This window comes from Bradyrhizobium sp. Gha (assembly GCF_900113735.1).
In the GTDB taxonomy this organism is placed as follows: domain Bacteria; phylum Pseudomonadota; class Alphaproteobacteria; order Rhizobiales; family Xanthobacteraceae; genus Bradyrhizobium.
Genome location: NZ_FOQM01000005.1, coordinates 187,973 through 212,435, shown reverse-complemented (window position 1 = coordinate 212,435; position 24,463 = coordinate 187,973). Strand labels below are relative to the sequence as shown.

Here is a 24,463-nt window from a genome sequence, read left to right as displayed (position 1 = left end):
TCCGGGGCCGTTGTCGTTGAGGCAGTTTTGCGATCAGGCGGCAGAGCTCACGTCAGGCTCGGGATGAGTGGCCTTGTATTGGTCGCGCAACTTCTCTTCGTAGGCGATCAGCTTGCGGGCTTCTTTCAGCGCACGATAGAGATCGCCGCTCATGATGTTGTTGTTGATGCCCTCGATGATCGACCAGGAACTCGGCACCGCGGTGACGATGTCGCGTACCAGGTTGAAATAGGTACCGTGCTGGGTCTGCGGATCCGGCGAGATGTACATCAGCTGGACCGCCAGATAGACGAGCTTGGCCGGTGTGTCGGCCGTCTCCGGGGTGAGGATGTCGCGCTCGCGCAGGATCGGCACGTTCTCGCCGTCGATCAGAAGTCGGGCGCGCTGCTCGGTGTTGGTTATCACGCAGTTACCGACGATGATGCGTTCGTGCGGTTTGAGCTCGACCTTGAGAGCCATGCCTGTTCTCCATCAACGCTTTGGTAACGAGCGGCGCACGCGTCGCTTCAATGAAGGTTGCCCGCTCTGATTTGGGCCCAATCCTTGCCGACTGTGGTTAACGGGTCGTAAACGCCTGCCGGCGTGGTGGAAGGCACAGAAAATACAAGGAGTTAGGAGCGGGCGACGCCATGCCCGAAAACTCCCGAGAGGCGAATTTGGGGGCGACTCGGACAAACCGGCGGTTTCATTTCACGGATTGTTAGAGGCTCGAAGGCACCGTCCGCCGGTCGTTTGATCAATGTCGGTCAAACAGGACGCGTAGCTACCAGAAAGGTAACAGTATGTCCGGTATCGTTCTCTCCGCCTCGGTTCGCCAGAACCTGCTCTCCCTCCAGTCCACCGCCGACCTGCTCGCCACCACCCAGAACCATCTGGCCACCGGCAACAAGGTGAACTCGGCGCTCGATAACCCCACCAACTTCTTCACCGCCCAGTCGCTCGACAACCGCGCCAGCGACATCAACAACCTGCTCGATGGCATCGGCAACGGCGTGCAGGTGCTCCAGGCCGCCAACACCGGCATCACCTCGCTCTCGAAGCTGATCGACAGCGCGAAGTCGATCGCGAACCAGGCGCTGCAGACCACGGTCGGCTACTCGACCAAGTCGAACGTCTCGACCACGATCGCAGGTGCGACCTCGTCCGACCTGCGCGGCACGACGACCTACACCAGCGCGACCGCGCTGACCAACGTGCTGTTCTCCGGCGCCGCCGGCGGCGCGACGGCGGCTGCGGGCAGCACCACGCTCGGCGGCACCATCGGCGCGACGACCGGCAGCCAGGTGAAGGACAACCAGACCACGGCAACGGCCATCACCACCGGCACCCTGCTGTACGGCACCGGCGGCGGCACGCCAGCGAACGCGGGTCTGTCACTGATCGGAGCCACGCAGTTCACGGACGGCACGAGCTTCACCGTCAACGGTCACTCGATCACCTTCAAGTCCGGCGACCTTCCGAGTGTGACGGGGTCGACCAACACCCTGCCGGCCGGTTACGGCCAGACCGGCAACATCGCCACCGACGGCAATGGCAACTCGATCGTCTATCTGGGCTCCGGTGCGTCCAACTCCACCGCGACGGTCGGCGACGTTCTGAACGCCATCGACCTCGCGAGCGGCGTGCAGAACGCTGTGGTGAACACGACCGCCGGTACTGCCGCTCTCTCGACCCCGACGGGCAACACTGCGTCCTCGATCACCGGCGGTAAGATCACGCTCGAGACCTCGACGGGCGGCGATCTGAATGTCGTCGGCAAGGCTGACCTGCTGGGTGCCCTGGGATTGACCAGTGCGACCGGTTCGGGCAACGCCACGGTCACCGCGACCCGAACGACTGCCTCGGGCAGCCTCGGCTCGCTGATCTCGGATGGTTCGACACTGAACGTCAACGGCAAGACCATCACGTTCAAGAACGCGGTGGTGCCTGCGACGGCCAACGTTCCGACCGGCTCCAGCATTGCCGGCACCGGCAGCAACGTGGTCACCGACGGCAACGGCAACTCGACGGTGTATCTGCAGGCGGGCAAGGTGTCCGACGTGCTGACCGCGATCGACCTCGCCACCGGCGTGCAGACGATCAAGTCCACGACCTCGGGCACGGCGATCTTGCAGACCACCGCGGGCGCGACGAACTCCTCGATCGTCGCCGGCGCGCTGCACATCTCGACCGGTGCGAACTCGGATCTGTCGATTACCGGTTCTGGCAACGCGCTGTCCTCGCTCGGTCTCACCGGTTCGACCGGCACCGGCACTGCGTTCACCGCGACCCGTGCCGCCGCACCCGGCAGCATCTCCGGCAAGACCCTGACCTTCGCCTCCTTCAACGGCGGTACGGCGGTCAACGTCACCTTCGGCGACGGCACCGGCGGTACGGTCAAGACGCTCGATCAGCTCAATACGCAGCTTCAGGCCAACAACCTGACGGCCACGATCGACGCCAACGGCCTGCTCACGGTGTCCGTGACCAACGACTATGCGTCCTCGACGATCGGCTCGGCTGTCGCCGGTGGTGCGATCGGCGGCACGATTACCACGGCCCTGACGTGGACCAATGCGACCACACCGACCGTCGATCCGGTTGCTCAGGCCACTCGTTCGAACCTGGTTGCGCAGTACAACAACATCATGTCGCAGATCGACACGACCTCGGTCGACTCCTCCTTCAACGGCGTGAACCTGCTCAACGGCGATCAGCTCAAGCTGGTGTTCGACGAGACCGGCAAGTCGAGCCTGAACATCACCGGCGTGACCTTCAACTCGAAGGGTCTGGGTCTGGCTGGCCTGCTGCAGGGCACCGACTTCATCGACAACGCCGCGACCAACAAGGTGCTCACCAGCCTGAACGCGGCATCGAGCACACTGCGGTCTGAGGCTTCAACCCTCGGTTCGAATCTCTCCGTCGTGCAGGTGCGCCAGGACTTCAACAAGAACCTGATCAACGTGCTGCAGACCGGTTCGTCCAACCTGACGCTGGCCGACACCAACGAGGAAGCGGCCAACAGCCAGGCGCTGTCGACCCGCCAGTCGATCGCGGTGTCCGCGCTGTCGCTGGCCAACACCTCACAGCAGAGCGTGCTCCAGCTGCTCCGCTAAGAAGTAACTGAAATTACGAGATAAATGAGAGCGGCGGGGCTTAGGCCCCGCCGCTTTTTTGTTGCCTCGGAATGGGCGGGCAGGGCGCTAACCTGGCATTAACCCTGTCCCTTAAGCCGCCGTTAACCATACTTTAAAGGACAACCCCTAAAACTCGACCAAAGCCCGCTTTCAGATCGGCGAGCCCGATTCGTATCCGGTTCAAAAGGAAGACCGCCAATGTCCAACATCGTTCTCTCGGCGTCAGTTCGCCAGAACCTGTTGTCGCTGCAATCAACGGCCGACCTGCTCGCCACCACCCAGTCGCGTCTTTCGACCGGCAAGAAGGTCAACACGGCGCTGGATAACCCCACCAACTTCTTCACCGCGCAGGGATTGGACAACCGGGCGAGCGACATCAGCAACCTGCTCGACGGCATCAATAACGGTGTGCAGGTGCTCCAGGCGGCGAACACGGGCATCACTTCGCTGCAAAAGCTGATCGACAGCGCCAAGTCGATCGCCAATCAGGCGCTCCAGACCACGGTCGGTTATTCCACGAAGTCGAACATTTCGACCACGATCCCCGGCGCGACGCCCGCGGACCTGCGCGGCACCACGAGCTATGGCAGCGCAACGGCGTCCAGCAATGTGCTCTTCGATGGCACGGCCGGTGGTACCACGCCTGCCCAGGCGACGACCTTGCTGGGCAGCGCCGCTCAGGGCAGTTATGCCACACCCGCCGCATCTGCGGTGAAGGCTTCCGACAACTCGACGTTGCTGGCCGGCACTGCGACCCTGATCGGCGTCGGAGGTGCTTCAAACCTCGTAGCCTCGTCTCCCTCGGACGGCGATACGATGACCGTCAACGGCCACACGATTACCTTCCGCGCCGGCTCGGCTCCGGCCGGCACGGCCATTCCGGCCGGATCGGGTGTCAACGCAAGCGGCACGATTCTCACTGACGGCAACGGCAATTCGACCGTTTATCTCGGCACGACGGGTGCACCGGTCGCGAAAGTCAACGACCTGCTGAGTGCGATCGACCTGGCCAGCGGCGTGAAGACCGCCTCGATCAACAACAGCGGTGTTGCGACTATCGGCGTTGCCTCCGGCGCGACTCCTTCGTCTCTTGCCAGCGGTATCGCGACGATCGAGACCTCGACGGGCGCCGACGTGTCCATCACGGGCAAGGCCGACTTCCTCAAGGCCTTAGGCCTCACCACTGCAACGGGTGGCGGCAACGCGACGCTGAATATCGCGCGCGCGACCGCTCCCGGCTCACTCGGTTCGCTGATCCAGGACGGCTCGACGCTCAACGTCGACGGCCACGTCATCACCTTCAAGAATGCACCGGTTCCGGGTTCGACCAATGCTCCGGCTGTTCCGAGCGGCTTCGGCGTCAGCGGAAACGTGGAGACCGACGGCAACGGCAACTCGACGGTCTATCTACAGACCGGCACGATCGCCGATGTGCTGAAGGCGATCGACTTCGCGACCGGCGTGCAGACCTTCACATTGAACGGCAGCGGCGGTGGCACGCTTGCGACCGCGTCGGGGCAAAGCGCTTCGTCGATCAATACCTCCGGCCAGCTCAAGCTGTCGACCGGCATCAATGCTGATCTGTCGATCACGGGCACAGGGAACTCGTTGGCCGCGCTCGGACTGGCCGGCAACACGGGCACCGCATCGGCTTTCACCGCGGCCCGCCAGAGCGGCGTTGGCGGCATCAGCGGCAAGACCCTGACCTTCACCTCGTTCAATGGCGGCACGCCGGTCAACGTCACGTTCGGTGACGGCACCAACGGCACGGTCAAGACGCTCGACCAGCTCAACGCGCAGCTTCAGGCGAACCACTTGACCGCAACGATCGACGCCAATGGCGTGCTTACGGTTTCCACTGTCAACGAATATGCGTCCTCGACGCTGGGTTCCACGATCGCCGGCGGTGCGGTCGGCGGTACCATCACGAGCTCGCTCACCTTCACGACCGCGCAGCCGCCGATCCAGGATCCGGTCGCGCAGACGGCGCGTTCAAGTCTCGTCGGCCAATTCAACAACATTCTGGCGCAGATCGATACGACTTCGCAGGACTCCTCCTTCAACGGCGTCAACCTGCTCAATGGCGATACGCTGAAGCTCATCTTCAACGAGACTGGCAGCTCCACGCTCAACATCAACGGCGTGGTGTTCAACGCGGCGGGTCTCGGCCTCAGCAATCTCGTCAACGGCGTCGACTTCATCGACAATGGGGCGACCAACAAGGTGCTCGCGAGCCTGAACGCCGCCTCCAGCACGCTGCGCTCGGAAGGCTCGGCGCTCGGCTCCAATCTCTCGATCGTGCAGGTGCGTCAGGACTTCTCGAAGAACCTGATCAACGTGCTGCAAACCGGCTCATCCAACCTGACGCTGGCCGACACCAACGAGGAAGCGGCCAACAGCCAGGCACTGTCGACCCGTCAGTCGATCGCGGTCTCCGCGCTGTCGCTGGCGAACCAGTCGCAGCAAAGCGTGCTGCAGCTGCTCCGCTAATCCGGAAACGCAGAATCGAATCTCGAGAGGCGCGGCGGGGCTAATGCTCCGCCGTTCTTTTGAAGGAGTTCGCTAAGACTGGATTAGCTGCGATCGATGGGCATGATGCAGTGCAGGTTTACAGCTTGCGTCTTGCGCTTCTATCATCGCGCTCACGAAGTGACCCGTAATAAACCGGAGAGCTTCCAAGCGCGCATGTAAGCAAATCTTAAGCGGTGATGCATAGGGTTGGGAAAGAAATCCTTAAGTCCGTTCAATGGGCTAGGTAACTTCCAAGGTGTGATTGATGTCGAATTCCGCTGCCTCGGCCTACGCGCGTGTTGCAACGACCACCGCATCTCCTCGCGACGTTGAGGCGCAGACCTTGTTGAAGGCCGCCAACAAGCTCCAGGACGCGATCAACGCTGCCGATCCGTTCAGCGAGCAGACCACACAGGCGCTGATGTTCAATCGCAAGCTCTGGACCATCTTCCTCAGCGAAGCGATGCGCGAGAACAATCCGCAGCCGCTCGAGGTCCGCCAGAAGATCGCCAATATCAGCGTCTTCGTGCTGAGCCAGACCGCGGCGCTGCAGATGAGCCCGCAGTTCGATCACTTCCGCCCGCTGATCGAGATCAACCGCAACATCGCTGCCGGCCTGTCCGGCCGTCCCTGAGCGGAGCGCAGCCATGGCCGACGTCATGAGCATCCTGTCGAGCGCGTACAAGTCGGCAAGCGTATCTGCGCCGAGCAAGACCAAGTATGTGGCGGTCGACCCCGCGCTCTATCAGGGAAGCTGGAGCGGCACCTATCCCGACGGCAAGAAGTTCTCGCTCAGCATCTCGCAGGTCAACGGATTTCGGGCGCAGATCCGCTACCAGAGCAGCGGCACGTCGCAGTATCAGCAGGTGCTGATCAAGGACAACTCGTTCCGGTTCGGCAATACGAAGTTCACGCTGACCAATGTCGGGAAGGCGCAGATCAAGAACGTCGTCACCGATCCCGCGACCGGCTCGACTTATCTCGACACGGCGCAGGCCACGCTCGATACCTGATCGTCAGGCGCTGAGGTCCGTATTGGCCGGACGGTTGGGCTCCGATTTCAAATCAATTGCGTGGAAATACGCGCGCCGGCGCAGCATCGCCTCGTCGGGGAACTGGTTCACCACCGCGTCCGTCTTTTCATTGACGACCTGAAAGACCATGGATGCAGCAGCCTGGTCGAACACGACCTGGCGCGAAATGTTCTCGCTGCTGCTTTGCAGATCATTGCGCGCAGGCGCGGTCGTATCGCTTGCGGCGACCGTCTGGCTCACTGGCAAATCGGTTTGTACGGCATCGTTCGCCGCCGAATTCGACGTCGTTACGATCTGTACGGGGGCCGGTATCCCCACCGGCCTGATGCTGAAATCTGTACTCATGGCAGCCTCCTGGTTGCCTTGCGTGAGTCAAATCCCAACCCCTCTCAATACGCAACCATGGAACACCAGGATTGAACATCCAGTAAGGAAACGTGCCTAACCGCGCGACGCTTTTGGCGGGCGGTTTTTCCTAAAATTCAAAGCAATACTTTGTGTATGTGCCTAGAGCGTGCGACTGACCGCGAGTGGCGTGATGTGGCGCGGGCCGGGCGCCGCGCGGCGTCCCGCAGCAGTATAGGTATTCGGCACGTTGCGCTTCTGGATCTCGGCGTTGACGCCGCGCACGACGCTTTCGGAAACGGCATGAGCGGTCGCGAGCACGGTGAGGTTGACCTGAAGCATGGCGCGGAAAGCGTCGTGGTGGCGGTGCAATGTCGAGAGCAGCTCGGGCGCGGATTTCGCCAGCTTGTCCTGGTTCGCCTTCAACTGGCTGATGGCGCCGACATAGCGCCTCGACAGCTCCTGCTTCTTGCCTTCCATCGTCATGGCCTCGCGGACCTTGCCCGCACGGACCAGTTCGGTCTCGCGCTCGATCAAGCCGAGCAGGGCGCTCATCGCATCCATCAAATCCTCGGCGAGCTTACGCGCCTCGGCGCTGCCGGGTGTGTTGTTCGGGCGCTGCGCGGGCATCGGCTGACGTGAGGCGTTGAAGTGGTTCATCTCGCTTGACCTTATGCCGTGCGCAGAGTGGTTTTGGCCTGCTGCATGATCAGGGTGCGGTACACATCGCGGGCGACGCCGATGCCGCCGGCGCTGGCGAAGTTCTTGGAATATTGCTCGGTCAGCATCGAGCGCCACACGCCGGTGCCCGGCGTATCGCCGAACGGGCCTTCGCCCTTCAGGCCGGAAGTCATCTGCGCGAACATGCTGTTGAGGAACATGCCCTCGAAGTCGGTGGCGGTCTTCTGCGCCTTGGCCTGCTGCTGTGGCAAAACCTTCTGAACCGCGGCGGCGAGCTCGAAGTCGGGCCGGCCGTTGCGGCTTTCGACCGAGAAGGCCGGGTTCGAGGAGAGCGCAGCGGCGACGCGTGCGGTGTTGAGCATGCCGGTCTGCATCACATCACCTCGATGTCGGCTTCGATCGCACCGGCGGCCTTGATCGCCTGGAGGATGCTGATGAGGTCGCGCGGGCCGATGCCGAGGCCGTTGAGGCCGTCGACGAGCTGCTGAAGCGAGACGCCGTCCTTGACCACGGCGAACTTCTTGCCGTCCTCGGTGACGCCGACGCTAGAGCGCGGCGTGACCACGGTGCGCCCCCGTGACAGCGGATTGGGCTGGCTCACCTGCGGGCTCTCGGAGATCGTGACAGTGAGATTGCCCTGCGCGACCGCGACGGTGGCGACGCGAACGTCGCGGCCCATCACGATGATGCCGGAACGTTCGTCGATGATGATCTTGGCGGCGAGGTCAGGATCGACCTGGAGCTGCTCGATCTCGGTCAGGAAGGCGACCACGTTGCCCTTGAACTCCGGCGGGATCGTCAGCTGAACGGTCGAGGGATCGATCGGCTCGGCGCTCTTGACGCCGAGATAGTCATTGATCGCGGCCGCAATGCGCTTGGCGGTGGTGAAGTCGGCGTTGCGCAGCGCGAGCCGCACGTTCGGCAGGCGATTGAGCGCAAACTCGATCTCGCGCTCGATGATGGCGCCGTTGGCGATGCGGCCCACGGTCGGGACGCCGCGCACGATCTTCGCCGCTTCGCCCTCGGCATTGAAACCGGAGATCGCGAGCGAGCCCTGGGCGACCGAATAGACGTTGCCGTCGGCGCCGAGCAGGGGGGTGACGAGCAGGGTGCCGCCGCGCAAATCCTTGGCATCGCCAAGCGCCGATACGGTGACGTCCATGCGCGTGCCTTGCGTCGCGAAGGCCGGCAGATTGCCCGTCACCATCACGGCGGCAACGTTGCCGGTGCGGATGGTGGCGCCGCGGATGTTGACGCCCATGCGCTCGAGCATCGCCTGCAGCGACTGCTTGGTGAAGGGGATGTTGTTGAGGGTGTCGCCGGTGCCGTTGAGGCCGACGACGAGGCCGTAGCCGATGAGCTGGTTCTGCCGCACACCTTCGATATTGGCGAGATCCTTGATGCGCGAGGTCGCGTTTGCGGACGCGACCGAAATGGCCAGCACTGACAGCGCGGCACAGGCCACCCCAAAAATCCTCACCCAACGAACGCCTGGCATCCTCTGCTCCCCAAGGCTCCTCAACGAGCCTCCTCACGTCTCGGACCTGCCAGACACTCCCATGACGAGCTGGTCCGACGCTTTCCTTGCGAGCGCTGTGCCAACCCGGGCAGAGGGGCTAGGCGATTGAATAGGTTGAATAAATCTCTTTAGATCGAGGCTAGAAGCCGTTCGCCTTGAGGAGCGAAACTGCCGCCTGCCGGCAGATTTTGCCGGGCCGTTTACGCCCCGTTAACCATAAAGCGGCGAATGTGGCGCATCGATCACCCGGATTGCTCCGATGCGCATCTACGGACCGAATGGCACCACGCTTGGGACTCCGGCCAGCCAGGCCAGGCGAACGAGCTCCGGCACCTTCGTGTTGCCCGACACCTCGTCGGCGCAGGAGACGCGCAGCGCCGCCGCACCGAAGGCCACCGCCAACATCGACGGGCTGCTCGCGCTGCAAGGCATCGAGGAAGATCCGATCGAACGCCGCAAGCGCTCGGTCGCGCGCGGCAAGACCGCGCTCGACGTGCTCGACGATCTGAAGATGGGACTCTTGTCCGGCAATCTCGACGCCTCAACGGTGATGCGGCTGCGCGATGCGGCGGCAAACCTGAAATCGTCCTCCGGCGATGCCGGTCTCGATTCCGTGCTGTCCGAGATCGAGCTGCGCGTCGAGGTCGAACTGGCGAAGGCCGGGCAGGCTTGAGAGCCATCCGTCATCCCGAGGTGCGCGCCCTGCGAAGCAAGGCGAGCCTCGCAGGGCGACGGCCCGGCTGCATCTCGGCCGTTCATCCTTCGAGGCTCCCGGCCCGATGCTTTGCATCGCGCCACTCGCACCTCCAGCGACTGGCTTCGCCATTGCGCGGGGATGACGGGTCGCCTGGCGGAGCTTTGCAGCCTTACGCCGCTTCCTCCTTCTGCTGCGCATCGTAGCGGCGCTGGGCGGCGAGCACGTCTTTCAGATTCTCCTCCGCCCAATCGCGTAGCGGATCAACCGCGGCGGCGAGTGTCAGGCCGAGTTGCGTGATCGAATATTCAACCGTCACCGGCACGGTCGCGATGGCGTGGCGCTTGAGCAGGCCGTCGCGTTCGAGCGACTTGAGAACCTGGCTCAGCATCTTCTGCGAGATACCTTCAATCGTGCGGCGCAACTGATTGAAGCGCATCGGCTCCTCGCGCAGCAGCAACAGGATCAGCACGGCCCATTTGTCGCCGACGCGATCGAGGATTTGGCGTGTCGGGCACTCGGCGGCATAGACATTGGGTTTCATCTCGGTTCCTTGCGCTCGCTTGGCTCGGCCTCGGTTGTTGCCAGTTACTCCTGTGTAAGCAGGTAAGCACAAAGTGCTCTCTTAACACCAGCATTATTTGGGATATCTAGTCACCATTGGTTACTAACAGAAGCAAAGGAGCCTTCCATGAAAATCGCAGTTGCCGGCGCCTCGGGCCGGGCCGGTTCGGAAATCACCAAGGAACTGTCCCGCCGCGGCCATGCGGTTACCGCCATCGCCCGGAACCCCGAGAAGATTGCCGCACTGCCAAACGTCACGCCGACCAAGGGCGATGTGCTCGACCAGGCCGGTCTCGCCAAACTCTGGACCGGGCATGACGTTGCGGTGAGTTCCGTCCACTTCCTGGCGAGCGACCCGCACAAGCTGATCGGTGCGGCCAAGGAGGCGAAGGTTGGTCGCTATCTGGTCGTCGGCGGCGCTGGCAGTCTGGAGGTCGCTCCCGGTGTCAAACTGGTCACAACCCCGGCTTTTCCGGTCCAGTACAAGGCCGAGGCCGAAGCGGGCGGCGTCTTCCTCGACCTGTTGCGGCAGGAAAAGGACCTGAACTGGACCTTCATCTCGCCATCCGCATTGTTCGTCGAGGAGGCGCGCACGGGCAAGTTCCGGCTCGGCACCGATCAGCTTCTCGCAGATGCGAACGGTAAGAGCTGGATCAGCTTCGCCGATTACGCCATCGCGCTTGCCGACGAGATCGAGAAGCCGGCGCATCTGCGGCAGCGTTTCACGGTCGGCTACTAGGCTTTTGGCCGCCCCCGGGCACTTGCGGATAAACGTTCCTGTGCAAGGGCTTGGGGGCGGTAACTGCGCCATTAAGGAAATATTGTCTGTCACAAGGGGTAGCTATATAAGCCCCGGCTCAACGGACCCGTTTCGTTGCGAGTCGTTGCTTAAATAGATAGGCCGCCCTTGGAAAAGTTGAAAAACTACCGACCGACCGAAAAAGAGCCTTTCATGAACGACCGGCAGAAGGAGTACTTCCGTTTGAAGCTCCTCGCCTGGAAGGATGAGATCCTGAAAGAGTCCAAGCTCACCCTGCAGGCTCTGCAGGAGGAGAACGTGAACCACCCCGATCTTGCCGATCGGGCATCGTCGGAAACCGACCGTGCCATCGAACTCCGCGCCCGCGACCGCCAGCGCAAGTTGATCGCCAAGATCGACGCCGCGCTCCAGCGCATCGAGGACAACACCTACGGCTATTGCGAGGACACTGGCGAGCCGATCTCTCTGAAGCGGCTCGAGGCCCGGCCCATCGCGACGCTCTCGGTGGAAGCGCAGGAGCGCCACGAGAAACGCGAGAAGGTCTATCGCGACGAATAGAGATCGGGCCGCAGAGATGCGGCTCTTCGTTTTTGGACGCAAGGCGCGCCGTTTCGCGCCGTAGTCTGCGCTGTGCCTATCGCTTGCCGCCGCGTGCCTGACACGTACGCGATGGCGAAAAGCGAATCGTGATCAATGGGCTAGAGTCCATTGCTGCAAGCTCACGTGAATTCACCTGAGACATAGCCTTCACTTCAGGTGCGGGAGGTTTTGCGAGTCGCATCAAGGAGATCGACTCGCATGCTGAGACTCTGGTCCAGCTGCATCAGGCATCGCTGCAATCAGGCCTCGGTGCGACGCTGCAACGCGCGCATCCCCATGAAGCCTGGACCAGCTCAATATTTCCTTAAAGGCGGACAAGAGGCCGTCGGCCGCTTCCGTCAAGGCGTAATCCACCCGCATGGGCGCATGCCCCCGCGCTTGTCAGGCTCCGGCGGGAATGCTGAAGTGCGGGCCATGGTTGTGGTTGCGTGGGAGCCGGCGCCGATGGACAAAATTCTTGAAGCCGCAAAGGCGATCGCGCTGGCGCGCCGCAACCATGCGCCGCTCGCGGCACTCCAGGTTCCACCTGATGACGAGGCCGAGGGTTATCAGGTCCAGCGTGCGCTGCATGATCTTCTGCTGAAGAATGTCGGCCCGCTGGTCGGCTACAAGATCGGCTGCACCAGCCAGGTGATGCAGGAGTATATCGGCATTCCGCACCCCTGCGGCGGCGGCGTGTTCCAGAAGGGCGTGCACCACAGCGGCGTGAAGCTCGCGGCCTCCGACTATGTCCGTGTCGGCGTCGAATGCGAGATCGCGGTGCGGCTGAAGCGCAACCTCGCCGCCGGCGAGGCGCCGTTCACGGCCGAATGGGTCGGCGAAGCCGTTGAAAGCTACCATCCCGCCATCGAGATCGTGGACGACCGCTACGTGAAGTGGGAGACGATGGGCGCGCCGACGCTGATCGCGGATGATTTCTTCGCCGCCGGCTGTGTGCTGGGCGCCTCGGTTCCGCGCTCGTCGGTGCCGGACCTGAAAGCGGTCAAAGGCCGCGCCATCGTCAATGGCGAGGAGGTCAGTCACGGCACCGGCGCCGACGTGCTCGGTCATCCCCACAACGCACTCGCCTGGCTGGCCAACCACCTCGCCGCCGAAAGCAAGGGCCTGCACGCGGGACAACTCGTGCTGACGGGCAGCCTGGTGAAGACGCTGTGGCTGAAAGCCGGCGACAAGGTGCGGATGGAGCTGGACGGGCTCGGCGTGGTGGAGGCGGAGTTCACGTGACGCGCGATCCGTCCTCGTCATTGCGAGGAGCGGAGCGACGAAGCAATCCAGAATCTTTCCGCGGACGCAACCTGGATTGCTTCGCTTTGCTCGCAATGACGGAGGTTGGTGCGACGCTTGAGTGCGTCAACTGACCGCGAAGCGTTGGCTCGCTACTGCAAAATGCATGCGGCCCTCGCCAGGGGAGCTAGCGAGGGCCGCGTAGTACATCGTCGTTCGCGCCTAGGTTCGCGAGCACGATGTGGGAGCTCTTAAAAGAAGGCTAGAAGGGTAGCAGCACGTCCATGACTTGCTGGCCGTAGCGGGGCTGCTGCACGTCCGTGATCTGGCCGCGGCCGCCGTAAGCGATGCGGGCCTGGGCGATCTTGCTGGAATCGATGGTGTTGTCGCTCTGGATGTCTTCGGGGCGGACGATGCCGGCGACCACGAGTTCGCGGATTTCGTAGTTGACGCGGATCTCCTGCTTGCCTTCGACCACGAGGTTGCCGTTCGGCAGCACCTGGGTCACGACGGCTGCGACGTTGGTCTGCAACGCTTCCGTGCGGTTGACCGAGCCCTTGCCGTCGCTGGAGGCGGTGGAATCGGCCGTCAGGATGCGGCCGGGCAGGATCTTGTTGGCCTGGGTAATGGTCTTCGCGCCGATGAAATCGGTGATGCCCGAATCTTCCTTGTTGGAGCGGCTGCGCTGGGTCTCGTTCTCGATGTTGGCCTTGTCGGTGATGTTGACGGTCACGGTCAGGAGGTCGCCGACATGGGTGGCGCGCTGATCCTTGAAGAAGGCGCGACTGCCGTTGCGCCATAGCGAGTTCGGATTGTAGGAGGCGACTTCCGGCTTCGGCATCGGCATCTGCACCGGCTTGTAGCCGGGCTGCGTCGTCGGATTGTCGATGGCCGACAATTTCGGTTGCTCGCCGATCTGCGACAGGCGGTCGATCGATGAGCAGCCGCCGAGCGCGCTGGCTGTCAGCAGCAGGGCAGAGATCGCGATGCGACGAAGACGGTAAGCCGAACTGAAAGCGGACATGACTAACTCTTACTTTGCCTGTGCTTGCGAGACGCGAGCTTGCGGGATCTGGGCTTGTGCAATCTGGGCCGGCGACGAAGGCGCCTGGACCAGGTTGCGGAGGAGGGCTGCGGTGTCGACCGGGGCGGGTGCTTCGTCGCGCCTGAGCGAGGAGGTCTGCTCGATCGCGGCCGTCATCGGCGCGGACTGGCTGGCGCCCTGCACGGTGACCTGGCCACGGCCGGTGACGACGCCGGTGAGCGTCCGCTTGGTCTGCGGATTGAGGACACTCACGGTGTCGCCCTCGGCGCCGGCCTCGATCGCCTTGCCTCGGGTGGTGAGATAGATCCCGGGGACCTGGTAGATGACGGTGACGCTCTGGTCGCGCGACACGAATTCGGGCTTGGCGAGGTCGGCAACGCGGATCGGCATGCCGGCGCGCATCGGCCGGCGCAGCTGCATGCCGACGGCGCGCTCGCGCAGCGCGGGCTCGCCGGTCACTTCGGCCTTCGGCCGGCGCTCTTGCGCGACGTCGGAGGATTTCAGCATCTCGCTGCGGTCGATGTCGCGGGTCAGAACGGCAACCTCAACCGTCTCGATCGCGGTGCCGGTGAAGCGCAGCTTGGTCGGGATCGTGCCCTCGTTGCTGACCTCGAAGGAGATGTCGAAGCGGCCGCTGCGGGCATCGTAGCGGGTCGCAACCGCCTGGAGCGCGCCGGTGTTGGTGGCATCGAGCCGCATGTCGGACATGCCACGGTCGAAGGTGACGGTGATGTTGGCGGCGTCGCCGAGGCCGAAACGGCGCTCGAGCGCGGAGGCGACTGCGTTTTCGAGATCCTTGCTGGCAAGCGTGCGGGCGAGTCGGGTGACCTGGACTTCCTTGATGTCGCCGGTCATCACGCCGATCACCTGCTTGGCGCGCAGCACGCTCAGGACCTGGGCGACAGGCAGGGCGCCGGTGGTGCCGAGATCGGGCGAGCGATAGACCGGGATCTGCGCGGCCGCACCGGCATTGTCGATGAGATCGCCGACCCGGACCACGTCCGACGTCACGGTGACGCTGGCGCGCAGCGTCGGCGTTGCGATGCCGTCGTCGGCAGCCTGCGCCGGCAGCGCCAGCACGAGCAGCGCGGAGAGGGTGAGAAGCGTGGTGCGGATCATGGTCATCACTCAGCGGAACAGCGCCGTGGTCGATTGCATCATCTGGTCGGCGGCGCTGATCACCTTTGCGTTCATCTCGTAGGCGCGCTGCGCGGCGATCAGGTCGCTCATCTCCGAGACGACGTCGACATTGGCCTGTTCGAGGCTGCCCTGGGTGATCTTGCCGTAGCCTTCGGAGTTCGCGGTGCCGTCCTGAGGCGTGCCCGACGACGTCGTCTCGACGAACTGGTTGCTGCCGACCGGCTGCAGGCCCGCCTTGTTGATGAAACGGGTCACGCCGATCTGGCCGAGAATGGTGTTGGTCGACGAGCCCGGCAGCGTCACGGTCACCTGGCCCTGCTCGTTGACGGTGATGCCCGAGGCGTTGTTCGGGATCGTGATCGTCGGCTGCACCGGGTTGCCTCCCGCGGTGACGACGCGGCCCTGATTGTCCATCTGGAACGTGCCGTCGCGGGTGTACTGGAAGGTGCCGTCAGGCATCAGGATCTTGAAGAAGCCTTCGCCCGAGATCGCGAGGTCGAGATCGTTGCCGGTTTGCGACAGCGTGCCCTGGGTCATGCTGCGCGGCGTGCCGACGGTCTTGACGCCGCCGCCGATGTCGACGCCGACGGGCAGGATGGTGCCCTGGTCCGAAGCCTGCGCGCCGACGCGACGGATGTGTTCGTAGATCAGATCCTGGAACGCCGCGGTCTGCTTCTTGAAGCCGGTGGTGCGCAGGTTGGCGATGTTGTTGGAGATCACCTGAACGTTCAGTTCCTGTGCCGCCATTCCGGTCGCTGCGGTGTGAAGCGCCTGCATGTCAGTTCTCCCTCAATCAGGCCGGAACGTCGGCGAGCTTTTCGATCGCCGATTTGTGGAGGTCGCTCTGCTGCTGGAGCAGGTTGGCGATCGCGGTGTAGCTGCGCATCACCTCGACCATACGGCTCATCTCGCCGACCGAATTCACGTTCGACTTCTCGATGTAGCCCTGCTGCAGCGTGGACTTGGCGTCGGGCTGCTGGTTGGCGGAGCCGACGTCGTAGAGATTGGCGCCGAGCTTGGTCAGCTTGGCCGGATCGTCGAAACTCACCATGCGGATCTTGCCGCGGATCGAGTCGGTCTTGGCGGTGCCCTCCAGCACCGTCACGGTGCCGTCCGGGGCGACGTTGATGTCGTGGTCGGTCGGCTGGAAGACGATCGGGCCGGCGGTGCCGAGCACGAGATTGCCGTCGGAGGTCATGAGCTGGCCGGTGCTGCTGAGCGCGAATTTGCCATCGCGGGTGTAGCGCTCGGCGCCGTTGGCCTGCACGGCGAAGAAGGCGTTGCCGCTGATCGCCATGTCGAGCGGGTTATTGGTGGCCTCCATCGGGCCCTGGCCGACGTCGCGATAGGTGCCGCGGTCCTGCACATAGGAGACCCGGCGGTCGGAGCCGACGAAATTGTCCTCATGAGCGTTCGAGCGGAGAAACTCCTCGAACAGCGAATGGTCAGCCTTGAAGCCGTTGGTGTTCACGTTGGCGACGTTGTTGGCGATGACATCCATCTGCCGTTCCAACGTCATCTGCCGTGACAAGCCGATCAGAAGTGCGTTCTGCATCGGTCAATCTCCCCTCGAGTGAGCCCGGCCATTTCGCTCTCCCAAGCGCCTTGGCCGATCCCGTGAAAGAGGCCGTCTGGTTCTCCCAAACCGTTCGGTCTCGGCCCTCTCTCAGCGAAAGTCGTGCCAATCTAAAATGGCGTGTAAATACAATGGCTTGGTGATTTTTCGGAGTTCGCGGCAGGGGGCAGAAAGGTTCTGTTAGCCATGTTTGCCCGGCAGAATTTTCCTAGCGGAGGCCCAATCGAAAGGTTCCGTTAACCATTATTACCGTAGCGTTTGCAGTGAAGAGGAGCGCTTTGCGCCGGGACATTTGTATCGCGTCACTGTCTGCCAGGAGGCTTTGCTCTCTCGCCCCCTATGAGATCAGCGAGCCCGGACGACCATGGCAGAGAGTGAAGCGGAAGGCGGCGCAGCCGTCGAAGGCGCGGAAGCCGCTGCCCCCAAGAGCAAGTTCAAGCTGATCCTGATCGTCGTTGCCGCCCTGGTCCTGCTCGGCGGCGGCGCTGCGACCTGGTTCCTGTTCTTCCGTCACGGCGACGAGGAGCATCATGCCGAGGCCGCGCCCCCGCCGAAGCCGCCGGCCTTCGTCGAGGTGCCCGACATGATGGTCAACCTCGCCGGCGCGCCGGGCGAGCGCGTGCAATATCTCAAGCTCAAGATCGTGCTCGAGCTGAAGGAAGAAAAGCAGATCGAGGCGATCAAGCCGTCGATGCCGCGGGTCACCGACATCTTCCAGACCTATGTGCGCGAGCTCCGTTCCTCCGACCTCAACGGCTCCGCCGGCGTCTTCCGTCTCAAGGAAGAGCTGACCAAGCGCGTCAACGCCGCCGTCGCGCCGATTCAGGTCAGCGCGGTGCTGTTCAAGGAAGTCGTGCTCCAGTGATGATGCTGCGGAAGGTTACGGGCTAGCGTCATGGCCGGCAACGAACAGATGGACCAGGATGCGATTGCCGCCCAATGGGAGGCGTCGCTCGATTCCGAGGATCCCGCGGAGGCCGCGAAGGCCGCTGCTGAAAACGAACTCTCGGAGACCATGGCCCTGCAATGGGCCGCCATGGTCGAGGACGGCAGCCGCGATCTCGGCAACGGCAAGAACTCCGGCGAGCGGGTGCTCTCGCAGGAGGAGATCGACAATCTTCTCGGCTTTACCGTCGGCGACGTCACCCTCGACGATCATTCCGGCATCCGCGCGATCATCGATTCTGCGATGGTCTCCTATGAGCGTCTGCCGATGCTCGAAATCGTCTTCGACCGCCTGGTGCGGTTGTTGACGACGTCCTTGCGCAATTTCACCTCCGACAACGTCGAAGTCTCGCTCGACCGCATCACCTCGGTGCGCTTCGGCGATTACATGAACTCGATCCCGCTGCCTGCCGTGCTCTCGGTTTTCAAGGCCGAGGAGTGGGAAAACTTCGGCATGGCGACGGTCGATTCCAACCTGATCTACTCGATGATCGACGTGCTGCTCGGCGGGCGCCGCGGCTCGAGCCAGCTGCGCATCGAGGGCCGGCCCTACACAACGATCGAGACCGAGCTGGTCAAACGCCTGGTCGAGGTGGTGCTGGCCGATGCCGAGCAGGCGTTCCGGCCGCTGTCGCCGGTGACCTTTACCATCGACCGGCTCGAGACCAATCCGCGCTTTGCCGCGATCAGCCGTCCCGCCAACGCCGCGATCCTCGTGCGGCTGCGCATCGACATGGAAGATCGCGGCGGCAACATCGAGCTGCTGCTTCCCTACGCGACCATCGAACCGATCCGGGGCGTGCTGCTCCAGATGTTCATGGGCGAAAAGTTCGGCCGCGACCCGATCTGGGAAGGCCATTTCGCAACCGAGATCAACCAGGCCGAGATCGCCGTCGATGCCGTGCTCTACGAAGCCGACATCCCGCTCAAGCAGCTGATGCGGCTCAAGGTCGGAGACACGCTGCCGCTGGACATGCGCGCCGACGCCAACGTGACCGTGCGCTGCGGCGACGTCACCCTGACCGAGGGGCGGATGGGTCGGGTCGGCGACCGCGTCGCGATCCGCGTGACGAAACCCTTGCGCAAGCCAAGTACGACACTTGCGATGTTCGAGAAGGTGGACGAACAGAACAAGCTGATGGAGGCCCCATGAACCACTCCCTGGGAATGGCGATCGAGACGCTGGTGGCTATCCTGCTCATGCTCACGATCGGTTATTGCATGCTGCTCAACAAGCGGCTGACGCGGCTGAAGGCGGACGAGCATTCGCTGAAGGCCGTGATCGGCGAGCTGATCACCGCGACCGAGATCGCCGAGCGCGCGATCGGCGGGCTCAAGCTGGCGGTGCGCGACGTCAACGAGAATCTCGGCAGCCAACTGGCCGCCGCAACGCATATGTCCGACCAGCTCTACAAGCAGCTTGGCGAAGCCGACAACGTGGTGCGCCGCCTCTCGAAGATCGCGATCGCGGCGCGCCCCGTGACGAATCCCGAAGCCGCAGCCCCCCCCGCCGCCAAGCCGTCTGCGGCCAAGGCGGTTGCAGCTGCTGCCGAAGCCTTCTCCGAGCGCCGAAGGTCCAACGGTCTCGCCGCATAAAGTCTGGGTATGAAGTCCTTTCGTAACATTCGCGTCATTCCGGTCGTCCTGGTTGCGGTCGCAGGTCTCGCCATGCTGAAAGTGGCGGGGCTCGTGATCAATGGCGGCTATGTCTTCGACTACCAGCCGAACTCGATGAAGAAGTCCTGGGCGCAGGAGAACCTGAACTTTCCGACCGGGCGAGACGACCCCGACATCACCGGCTCGACGCATGGCGCGCCGAAGGAAGCACCGAAACCGGCTGCGCCCGAGACCAAGCCCGAGGGCACCCCGGTCAATATGGACGAGGCCCAGCCGCAGGTTTCGGCCTCGGAGCGCGCGATCCTGGAACGTTTGCAGTCGCGCCGCCAGGAGATCGAGGCCCGCCAGCGCGAGATCGACATCCGCGAAAGCCTGTTGAAATCGGCCGAGAAGCGCATCGAGGGCAAGGTCGAGGAGATGAAGGCGGTGGAGTCCCGCATCACGGCGACCCAGGCCGAACAGAAGGCCGCCGAGGCCCAGCGTTTGAAGGGCCTCGTGACCATGTATGAGGGCATGAAGCCCAAGGACGCCGCGCGGGTGTTCGACCGGCTCGAGATGAGCGTGCTGATCGAGATCGCCTCGGCGATCGCCCCGCGCAAGATGTCCGACATTCTGGGACTGATGTCGTCGGAAGCCGCCGAGCGGCTGACGGTCGAAATGGCGCGCCGTGCCAACGGGGGCGGGGATCAGGCTGCTTCCGCCGGCGATCTCCCCAAGATCGACGGCAAGCCGACGCAAAAGCCGAATTGAGGGCTCATACTTAAGAAGTCCTTAATTGCGAAAACCTACATTCGAAGGCATGGGCCGGCATCAGTGCCGGCGTGGACCCGTCGAACTGGAAGAAATGCCGCCAATGGGGCGAGAGGCTGCCGCTGGATTTGTGTCGCGAGCCCGCGCTCTGGCGCTGCGGCTGTCGCGCCGCGTCCGCAAGGCGCCGATGCTGGCAGCCTGCCTCCTGATCGGCCTCGGCGCGCCCGCCGCCCGGGCCGGCGATGCGGTCCGCGGCGAGGCGAGCTTTTCGGCGAGCGGCGGCTTTGCCCGTCTCGTGATCAAGCTCGGTGAGGACGTCCCCTCCGAGGTCACGACCGCGGGGTCCATTCTCATTATCCGTTTCGACCGCCCTGTCGACGTGCCAGTCGAGCGCGTGCCGGAAGGCGCGCCCGATTACGTCAACTCTGCCCGCCGCGATCCTGACGGCAGCGCGATCCGTCTCTCGCTGGCGCGTCGCGTCACCGTCAACACCATGAATGCGGGCGAGCGCACCTTCATCGACCTGCTGCCGGAAGGCTGGAAGGGGCCGCCGCCGAGCCTGCCGATGGACGTGGTGAAGGAACTCGCCGAGCGCGCCCGCGTCGCCGAGCGCGCGCTGCGCGCCCAACGCGCGGCGGCCGAGAGCAAGAAGCGTCCACCGATCCGCGTGCGCGCATCGGTGCAGCCCACCTTCGTGCGCTTCGTGTTCGAGATGCCGGACGGCGTCGGCGTTTCCTCCGTGCTGAACGAGCAGAAGCTCACGCTCGCCTTCAACGCCAATCTCAACTTCGACCTCGCCGATGCTGTCGTCGCAGCGCCGCCGAACGTCGCCTCGATCAAGCAGAAGGGCGATATCGACCAGACCAGCGTCGAAATCGCGCTGATCGGCGATTCCGACGTGCACTCCTTCCGCGACGACAAGAACTATGTCGTCGACATCGCTTTCCAGCCCGACAGGGCCAAGATGGCCGCGACGCCCGAGGCCGCCATCGCGCAGGTGGAAGCGAGCGGTCATGGACCGGCCGCGGAAAAGCCGGCGGCTGCAAAGCCGAAGGAGATCGCACCACCGACCTCGGAGGCGATCGCGCGAGAAGCCAAGGTTGAGATCAAGCCCGAGATCAAGCCCGAGATCAAGCCCGAGATCAAGCCCGAGATCAAGCCGGAGGCACCCGCCGCGATGCCGCCCGCTGAGGCGCCGAAGCCGGCACCGGCGATGACGGCACCGGCAACCGAAGCTCCGCACGCGGAAGGGCCGAAGGAGGTATCGAAGGAAGCACCGAAAGTCGCGATGCCGGCGATGCCTGCGGTTGCCCAGGCGCCCAAGGAAGTGGCCACGCCGATGGTCCTGGAGGAAGCGGCCAGGGAGCCGATCAAGGATGCGCCCAAACAGGCTGTGAAAGCCGAAGCCAAGCCTGCAGAGGCTGCACCGCCGCCCACGACGGCCAGCGTCGATGCGCGGCGTGACAGCGACGGACTGCTCGTGACGTTCCCGCTTTCCGTCGCGACGCCAGCTGCCGCGTTCCGTCGCGGCGACACGGTGTGGCTGGTGTTCGATTCGCAAAAGCCCGTTGATGTCGACGCGATCCGCAGCAAGGGTGGTGCGATGATCGGCGAGGTCAGCCGCATGCCGCTCGAAAAGGGCCAGGCGGTGCGCATTCGTCTCACCCGTCCGCTGGTCTATTCGCTGACCAGCGAGGAGGTCGGCAAGGAGACCAATTGGCTGCTCACGCTCGCCGACAAGATCCAGGCGACGCCGCTGCCGCTGATGATGTCGCGCAACATCACCGATCCCGCGCTCGCCAACATCGCCATTCCCTTTGCGAATCCCGGCCTGCTACACAAGCTCACCGATCCTGACGCCGGCGACGTGCTCTATGTCGTCACCGCGCGGCGGCCGGTCCGTGGCTTCATCAAGCGGCAGGATCTCGTCGACCTCTCGCTGCTGGAATCCGCGCACGGCATCGCGATCCGGCCGAATTCCGACGAGGTCGGCGTCGAGGTCGGATTGGACAAGGTCATTCTCGGCAAGAAGGGCGGACTGACGCTGTCGCCGGTCGACGTCTCGGCCGAGCGGGCACCCACTGCGGTGCGGCCGATCTTCAATCCCGAGGGCTGGCGCAAGGGCCAGTCGGAAGATTTCTGGACGCGCCAGAGCGAGCTGATCACGGCGATCTCGGCCGTCGATCCGGCGCAGCGTTCGCTGCCGCGGCTCGATCTCGCGCAGTTCTACATGTCGCGCGCGATGTACCACGAAGCCAAGTCCGTGACCGAGTTGATGCTGAGCGATCCCCTCAACAAGGAGGAGAGCGGGGCGCTGATCATGCACGCGATCTCGAGCATCCTGATCGGGCGACCGGCACAGGGCCTGAAGGATCTCGCCAATCCCGTGATCGGCAACAGCCACGATTCCCAGCTCTGGAAGGCGCTCGCCTATGCGCGGCAGGGCAAATGGGCGGACGCGCGCGAGAAATTCAAGAACGTCGAATTTGCCATCGCCTCGCTGCCGCTCGACATCCAGCGCATCGTGACGATGGATGCGATGCGCGCCTCGCTCGAGGTGAAGGATTACGCCGGCGCCTCGAAACGCCGTGGCGAGATCGAGGTGGTCGGTGTGCCTCCGGAGGCCGCGCCCGGCTTTGCCGTGCTGCGCGGCCGGCTCGCCGAAGCGCTCGGCCACGACAAGGACGCGCTCGACGATTACAACGTCGCAGTCGAATCCACCGATCGCCAGGCCGCGGCCGAAGCCAAGCAGCTACAGGTCGCGCTCCTGCAGAAGCGCAACGAGATCAGCAAGGAAGATGCGCTGCGCGAGCTCGAGACGTTGTCCATGACCTGGCGCGGCGACGCGATCGAGGTCAAGACGCTGCAGATGCTGTCCCAGCTGTATGCCGAGGCCGGGCGCTATCGCGACGCGTTGACCGCCGCGCGCACCGCGACCAAGCTGCAGCCGAACGCGGAAGCCTCGCGTCAGGCGCAGGATCTGGCGTCGGATCTGTTCACGCAGATATTCTTGGGTCCCAAGGGCGACGAGCTGCCGCCGATCGAAGCACTTGGGATGTTCTACGAGTTCCGTGAGCTGACGCCGATCGGCCGCCGCGGCGACGAGCTGATCCGCCGTCTGGCCGATCGTCTCGCCTCGATCGATCTGCTCGATCAGGCCGCCGAGCTCCTGCAATACCAGGTCGATCATCGTCTTGAAGGCGCTGCGCGTGCCCAGGTCGCCGCGCGCCTCGCCATGATCTATCTCGCCAACCGCAAGCCGGACATGGCGATCACGGCGCTGCGCGCGAGCCGCATCAGCGATCTCTCCGGCGAGTTGCGGCAGCAGCGCCTGCTGCTGGAGGCGAGGGCGCAGAGCGACGTCGGCCGCCATGACCTCGCGCTCGACATCGTCTCGAACGTCTCGGGGCGTGAGGTGCTGCGGCTGCGATCCGACATCTTCTGGGCGGCCCGGCGCTGGCGCGAGTCCGCCGAGCAGATCGAGCTGTACTACGGCGAACGCTTCCGCGACTTCAAGCCGCTCAACGCGGTGGAGAAGAGCGACATCATCCGCGCCGCGGTCGGCTATGCGCTCGCCGACGATTCGATCGGATTGTCGCGCTTTCGGGAGAAATACGCGCCCTTGATGAGCGAGAGCGCCGACCGGCTCGCCTTCGATATCGCCAGCAAGCCGGCTGCCGCCTCCAGTGCCGAATTCGACGAGATTGCAAAGCTTGCGGCAAGCGTCGACACCCTCGACGGCTTCCTGCGCGAGATGAAGCAGCGCTTCCCCGACGCCACTGCGCGGGCGCCGCCCTCGCCGCAGGCCAAGGACGAGACCGAGCACACCGGCTCGCTGCCGACGATTCCCGTCGTGCGGCAGATCAAGATGACGCGGTAGAGCATGCTCCGGAAAAGTGCTTAGCGGTTTTGCTGGAAAGATCATTGCTCAAGCAACAACCCAAAGCGCCCATCGCGCTTCAGGACTCCTGCCCACTCCTGACCTCTCGACAGTTGCCCGACGAGGCGGCACTCTGTGCCTTCATGCCGGGAGAGCGTTGACATGACCAAGCCTGCCAAGACCGAAGCCGAACTCATCGCCATGGCGCAGGCCGAGTTGAAGGCCCATGCCGACGGACCCGAGGGCATGACGATCTCGATCGTCCGCGACGGCGACAGCTGGGAGTTCCGCGCTGACGCCGACCAGGCGACACGGGACAAGCCCGGCTTCCCCGAGAGCGTCGCCATGCTGGTGCAGATCGGTGATCACCTCAGCAAGCAGTATGACGTGAAGGGGTAGGGGGCGGCGCTTCGCATTCTCGGTGTCATCGCCCGACTTGATCGGGCGATCCAGTACTCCGAG

Annotated in this window: 24 protein-coding genes; 14 read left to right on the top strand and 10 right to left on the bottom strand. The window is 63.8% G+C overall.

Features of this window, described 5'->3' with window-relative positions:
* Positions 1-33 precede the first annotated feature (33 nt).
* Positions 34-459, bottom strand: a complete 426-nt coding sequence (flbT, locus tag BM222_RS10390) for a flagellar biosynthesis repressor FlbT (RefSeq protein ID WP_092228154.1) — start codon at positions 457-459, stop codon at positions 34-36.
* A 323-nt stretch (positions 460-782) separates the two neighbouring features.
* On the opposite strand from flbT, the gene BM222_RS10385 reads away from it, so the two are divergent.
* The 4 genes from BM222_RS10385 to BM222_RS10370 all read left to right on the top strand — a co-directional run bounded on the left by BM222_RS10385 (position 783) and on the right by BM222_RS10370 (position 6,640).
* Positions 783-3,095 (top strand): DUF1522 domain-containing protein, encoded by a 2,313-nt coding sequence (locus BM222_RS10385; RefSeq protein WP_092228153.1) that lies wholly within the window; start codon positions 783-785, stop codon positions 3,093-3,095.
* A 219-nt stretch (positions 3,096-3,314) separates the two neighbouring features.
* Complete coding sequence (locus tag BM222_RS10380; protein WP_092228152.1) at positions 3,315-5,606, top strand: DUF1522 domain-containing protein; 2,292 nt, start codon at positions 3,315-3,317, stop codon at positions 5,604-5,606.
* Positions 5,607-5,892: 286 nt separating this feature from the next.
* On the top strand, positions 5,893-6,261 hold the full coding sequence (gene flaF, locus BM222_RS10375; RefSeq protein WP_092228151.1) for a flagellar biosynthesis regulator FlaF: 369 nt from the start codon (positions 5,893-5,895) through the stop codon (positions 6,259-6,261).
* Positions 6,262-6,274: 13 nt separating this feature from the next.
* Positions 6,275-6,640, top strand: coding sequence for a hypothetical protein (locus tag BM222_RS10370; RefSeq protein WP_092228150.1), 366 nt, complete (start codon positions 6,275-6,277; stop codon positions 6,638-6,640).
* 3 nt (positions 6,641-6,643) lie between these two features.
* Here BM222_RS10370 and BM222_RS10365 read toward each other — a convergent pair whose 3' ends face one another.
* The 4 genes from BM222_RS10365 to BM222_RS10350 all read right to left on the bottom strand — a co-directional run bounded on the left by BM222_RS10365 (position 6,644) and on the right by BM222_RS10350 (position 9,185).
* Complete coding sequence (locus BM222_RS10365; RefSeq protein WP_092228149.1) at positions 6,644-7,006, bottom strand: flagellar protein FlaG; 363 nt, start codon at positions 7,004-7,006, stop codon at positions 6,644-6,646.
* 162 nt (positions 7,007-7,168) lie between these two features.
* Entirely contained in the window at positions 7,169-7,666 is a 498-nt protein-coding gene (locus BM222_RS10360) for a hypothetical protein (RefSeq protein WP_092228148.1), read from the bottom strand.
* Positions 7,667-7,677: 11 nt separating this feature from the next.
* Complete coding sequence (flgJ, locus tag BM222_RS10355; protein ID WP_177243126.1) at positions 7,678-8,061, bottom strand: flagellar assembly peptidoglycan hydrolase FlgJ; 384 nt, start codon at positions 8,059-8,061, stop codon at positions 7,678-7,680.
* Complete coding sequence (locus BM222_RS10350) at positions 8,061-9,185, bottom strand: flagellar basal body P-ring protein FlgI (protein ID WP_092228146.1); 1,125 nt, start codon at positions 9,183-9,185, stop codon at positions 8,061-8,063. Before BM222_RS10350 ends, flgJ begins: the two co-directional genes overlap by 1 nt.
* 280 nt (positions 9,186-9,465) lie before the next feature.
* On the opposite strand from BM222_RS10350, the gene BM222_RS10345 reads away from it, so the two are divergent.
* On the top strand, positions 9,466-9,879 hold the full coding sequence (locus tag BM222_RS10345; protein WP_092228145.1) for a flagellar assembly protein FliX: 414 nt from the start codon (positions 9,466-9,468) through the stop codon (positions 9,877-9,879).
* A gap of 193 nt (positions 9,880-10,072) precedes the next feature.
* Here the strand turns inward: BM222_RS10345 and BM222_RS10340 are convergent, their stop codons facing one another.
* A complete protein-coding gene (locus tag BM222_RS10340; protein WP_092228144.1) occupies positions 10,073-10,444 on the bottom strand; it encodes a winged helix-turn-helix transcriptional regulator in 372 nt (123 codons plus the stop codon).
* Positions 10,445-10,591: 147 nt separating this feature from the next.
* Between BM222_RS10340 and BM222_RS10335 the strand changes: the two genes are divergently transcribed.
* From BM222_RS10335 to BM222_RS10320, 3 genes are all read left to right on the top strand, one after another.
* Complete coding sequence (locus BM222_RS10335; RefSeq protein WP_092228143.1) at positions 10,592-11,203, top strand: NAD(P)-dependent oxidoreductase; 612 nt, start codon at positions 10,592-10,594, stop codon at positions 11,201-11,203.
* Between the two features lie 213 nt (positions 11,204-11,416).
* Positions 11,417-11,782 carry an RNA polymerase-binding protein DksA gene (dksA, locus tag BM222_RS10330; protein WP_008554760.1) on the top strand — a complete coding sequence of 122 codons (366 nt, stop codon included), beginning with the start codon at positions 11,417-11,419 and terminating at the stop codon, positions 11,780-11,782.
* A gap of 486 nt (positions 11,783-12,268) precedes the next feature.
* The gene (locus BM222_RS10320) at positions 12,269-13,048 is read left to right on the top strand and encodes a 2-keto-4-pentenoate hydratase (RefSeq protein ID WP_092228217.1); all 780 of its coding nucleotides are present in this window, start codon (positions 12,269-12,271) and stop codon (positions 13,046-13,048) included.
* 262 nt (positions 13,049-13,310) lie between these two features.
* On the opposite strand, the gene flgH is transcribed toward BM222_RS10320, so the two are convergent.
* From flgH to flgF, 4 genes are read right to left on the bottom strand one after another with little or no spacing between them, the layout of a single operon-like run.
* A complete protein-coding gene (flgH, locus tag BM222_RS10315) occupies positions 13,311-14,072 on the bottom strand; it encodes a flagellar basal body L-ring protein FlgH (RefSeq protein WP_092228142.1) in 762 nt (253 codons plus the stop codon).
* Positions 14,073-14,081: 9 nt separating this feature from the next.
* Positions 14,082-15,212, bottom strand: coding sequence for a flagellar basal body P-ring formation chaperone FlgA (gene flgA, locus BM222_RS10310; RefSeq protein ID WP_177243125.1), 1,131 nt, complete (start codon positions 15,210-15,212; stop codon positions 14,082-14,084).
* 9 nt (positions 15,213-15,221) lie between these two features.
* Complete coding sequence (gene flgG / locus BM222_RS10305; RefSeq protein ID WP_092228140.1) at positions 15,222-16,010, bottom strand: flagellar basal-body rod protein FlgG; 789 nt, start codon at positions 16,008-16,010, stop codon at positions 15,222-15,224.
* A 16-nt stretch (positions 16,011-16,026) separates the two neighbouring features.
* Positions 16,027-16,788 (bottom strand): flagellar basal-body rod protein FlgF, encoded by a 762-nt coding sequence (flgF, locus tag BM222_RS10300; protein ID WP_092228139.1) that lies wholly within the window; start codon positions 16,786-16,788, stop codon positions 16,027-16,029.
* A gap of 385 nt (positions 16,789-17,173) precedes the next feature.
* On the opposite strand from flgF, the gene fliL reads away from it, so the two are divergent.
* The 6 genes from fliL to BM222_RS10270 all read left to right on the top strand — a co-directional run bounded on the left by fliL (position 17,174) and on the right by BM222_RS10270 (position 24,400).
* Positions 17,174-17,674: a flagellar basal body-associated protein FliL gene (gene fliL / locus BM222_RS10295; protein ID WP_092228138.1), complete on the top strand. Its 501-nt coding sequence runs from the start codon at positions 17,174-17,176 to the stop codon at positions 17,672-17,674.
* 30 nt (positions 17,675-17,704) lie between these two features.
* Positions 17,705-18,907 (top strand): flagellar motor switch protein FliM, encoded by a 1,203-nt coding sequence (gene fliM, locus BM222_RS10290; RefSeq protein ID WP_092228137.1) that lies wholly within the window; start codon positions 17,705-17,707, stop codon positions 18,905-18,907.
* Positions 18,904-19,350 (top strand): DUF6468 domain-containing protein, encoded by a 447-nt coding sequence (locus BM222_RS10285; protein ID WP_092228136.1) that lies wholly within the window; start codon positions 18,904-18,906, stop codon positions 19,348-19,350. Before fliM ends, BM222_RS10285 begins: the two co-directional genes overlap by 4 nt.
* 9 nt (positions 19,351-19,359) lie before the next feature.
* A complete protein-coding gene (locus tag BM222_RS10280) occupies positions 19,360-20,121 on the top strand; it encodes a MotE family protein (protein WP_092228135.1) in 762 nt (253 codons plus the stop codon).
* Positions 20,122-20,224: 103 nt separating this feature from the next.
* Entirely contained in the window at positions 20,225-24,001 is a 3,777-nt protein-coding gene (locus BM222_RS10275) for a tetratricopeptide repeat protein (protein ID WP_177243124.1), read from the top strand.
* A gap of 162 nt (positions 24,002-24,163) precedes the next feature.
* Positions 24,164-24,400 (top strand): hypothetical protein, encoded by a 237-nt coding sequence (locus BM222_RS10270; RefSeq protein ID WP_092228133.1) that lies wholly within the window; start codon positions 24,164-24,166, stop codon positions 24,398-24,400.
* The last annotated feature ends 63 nt before the right edge of the window (positions 24,401-24,463 follow it).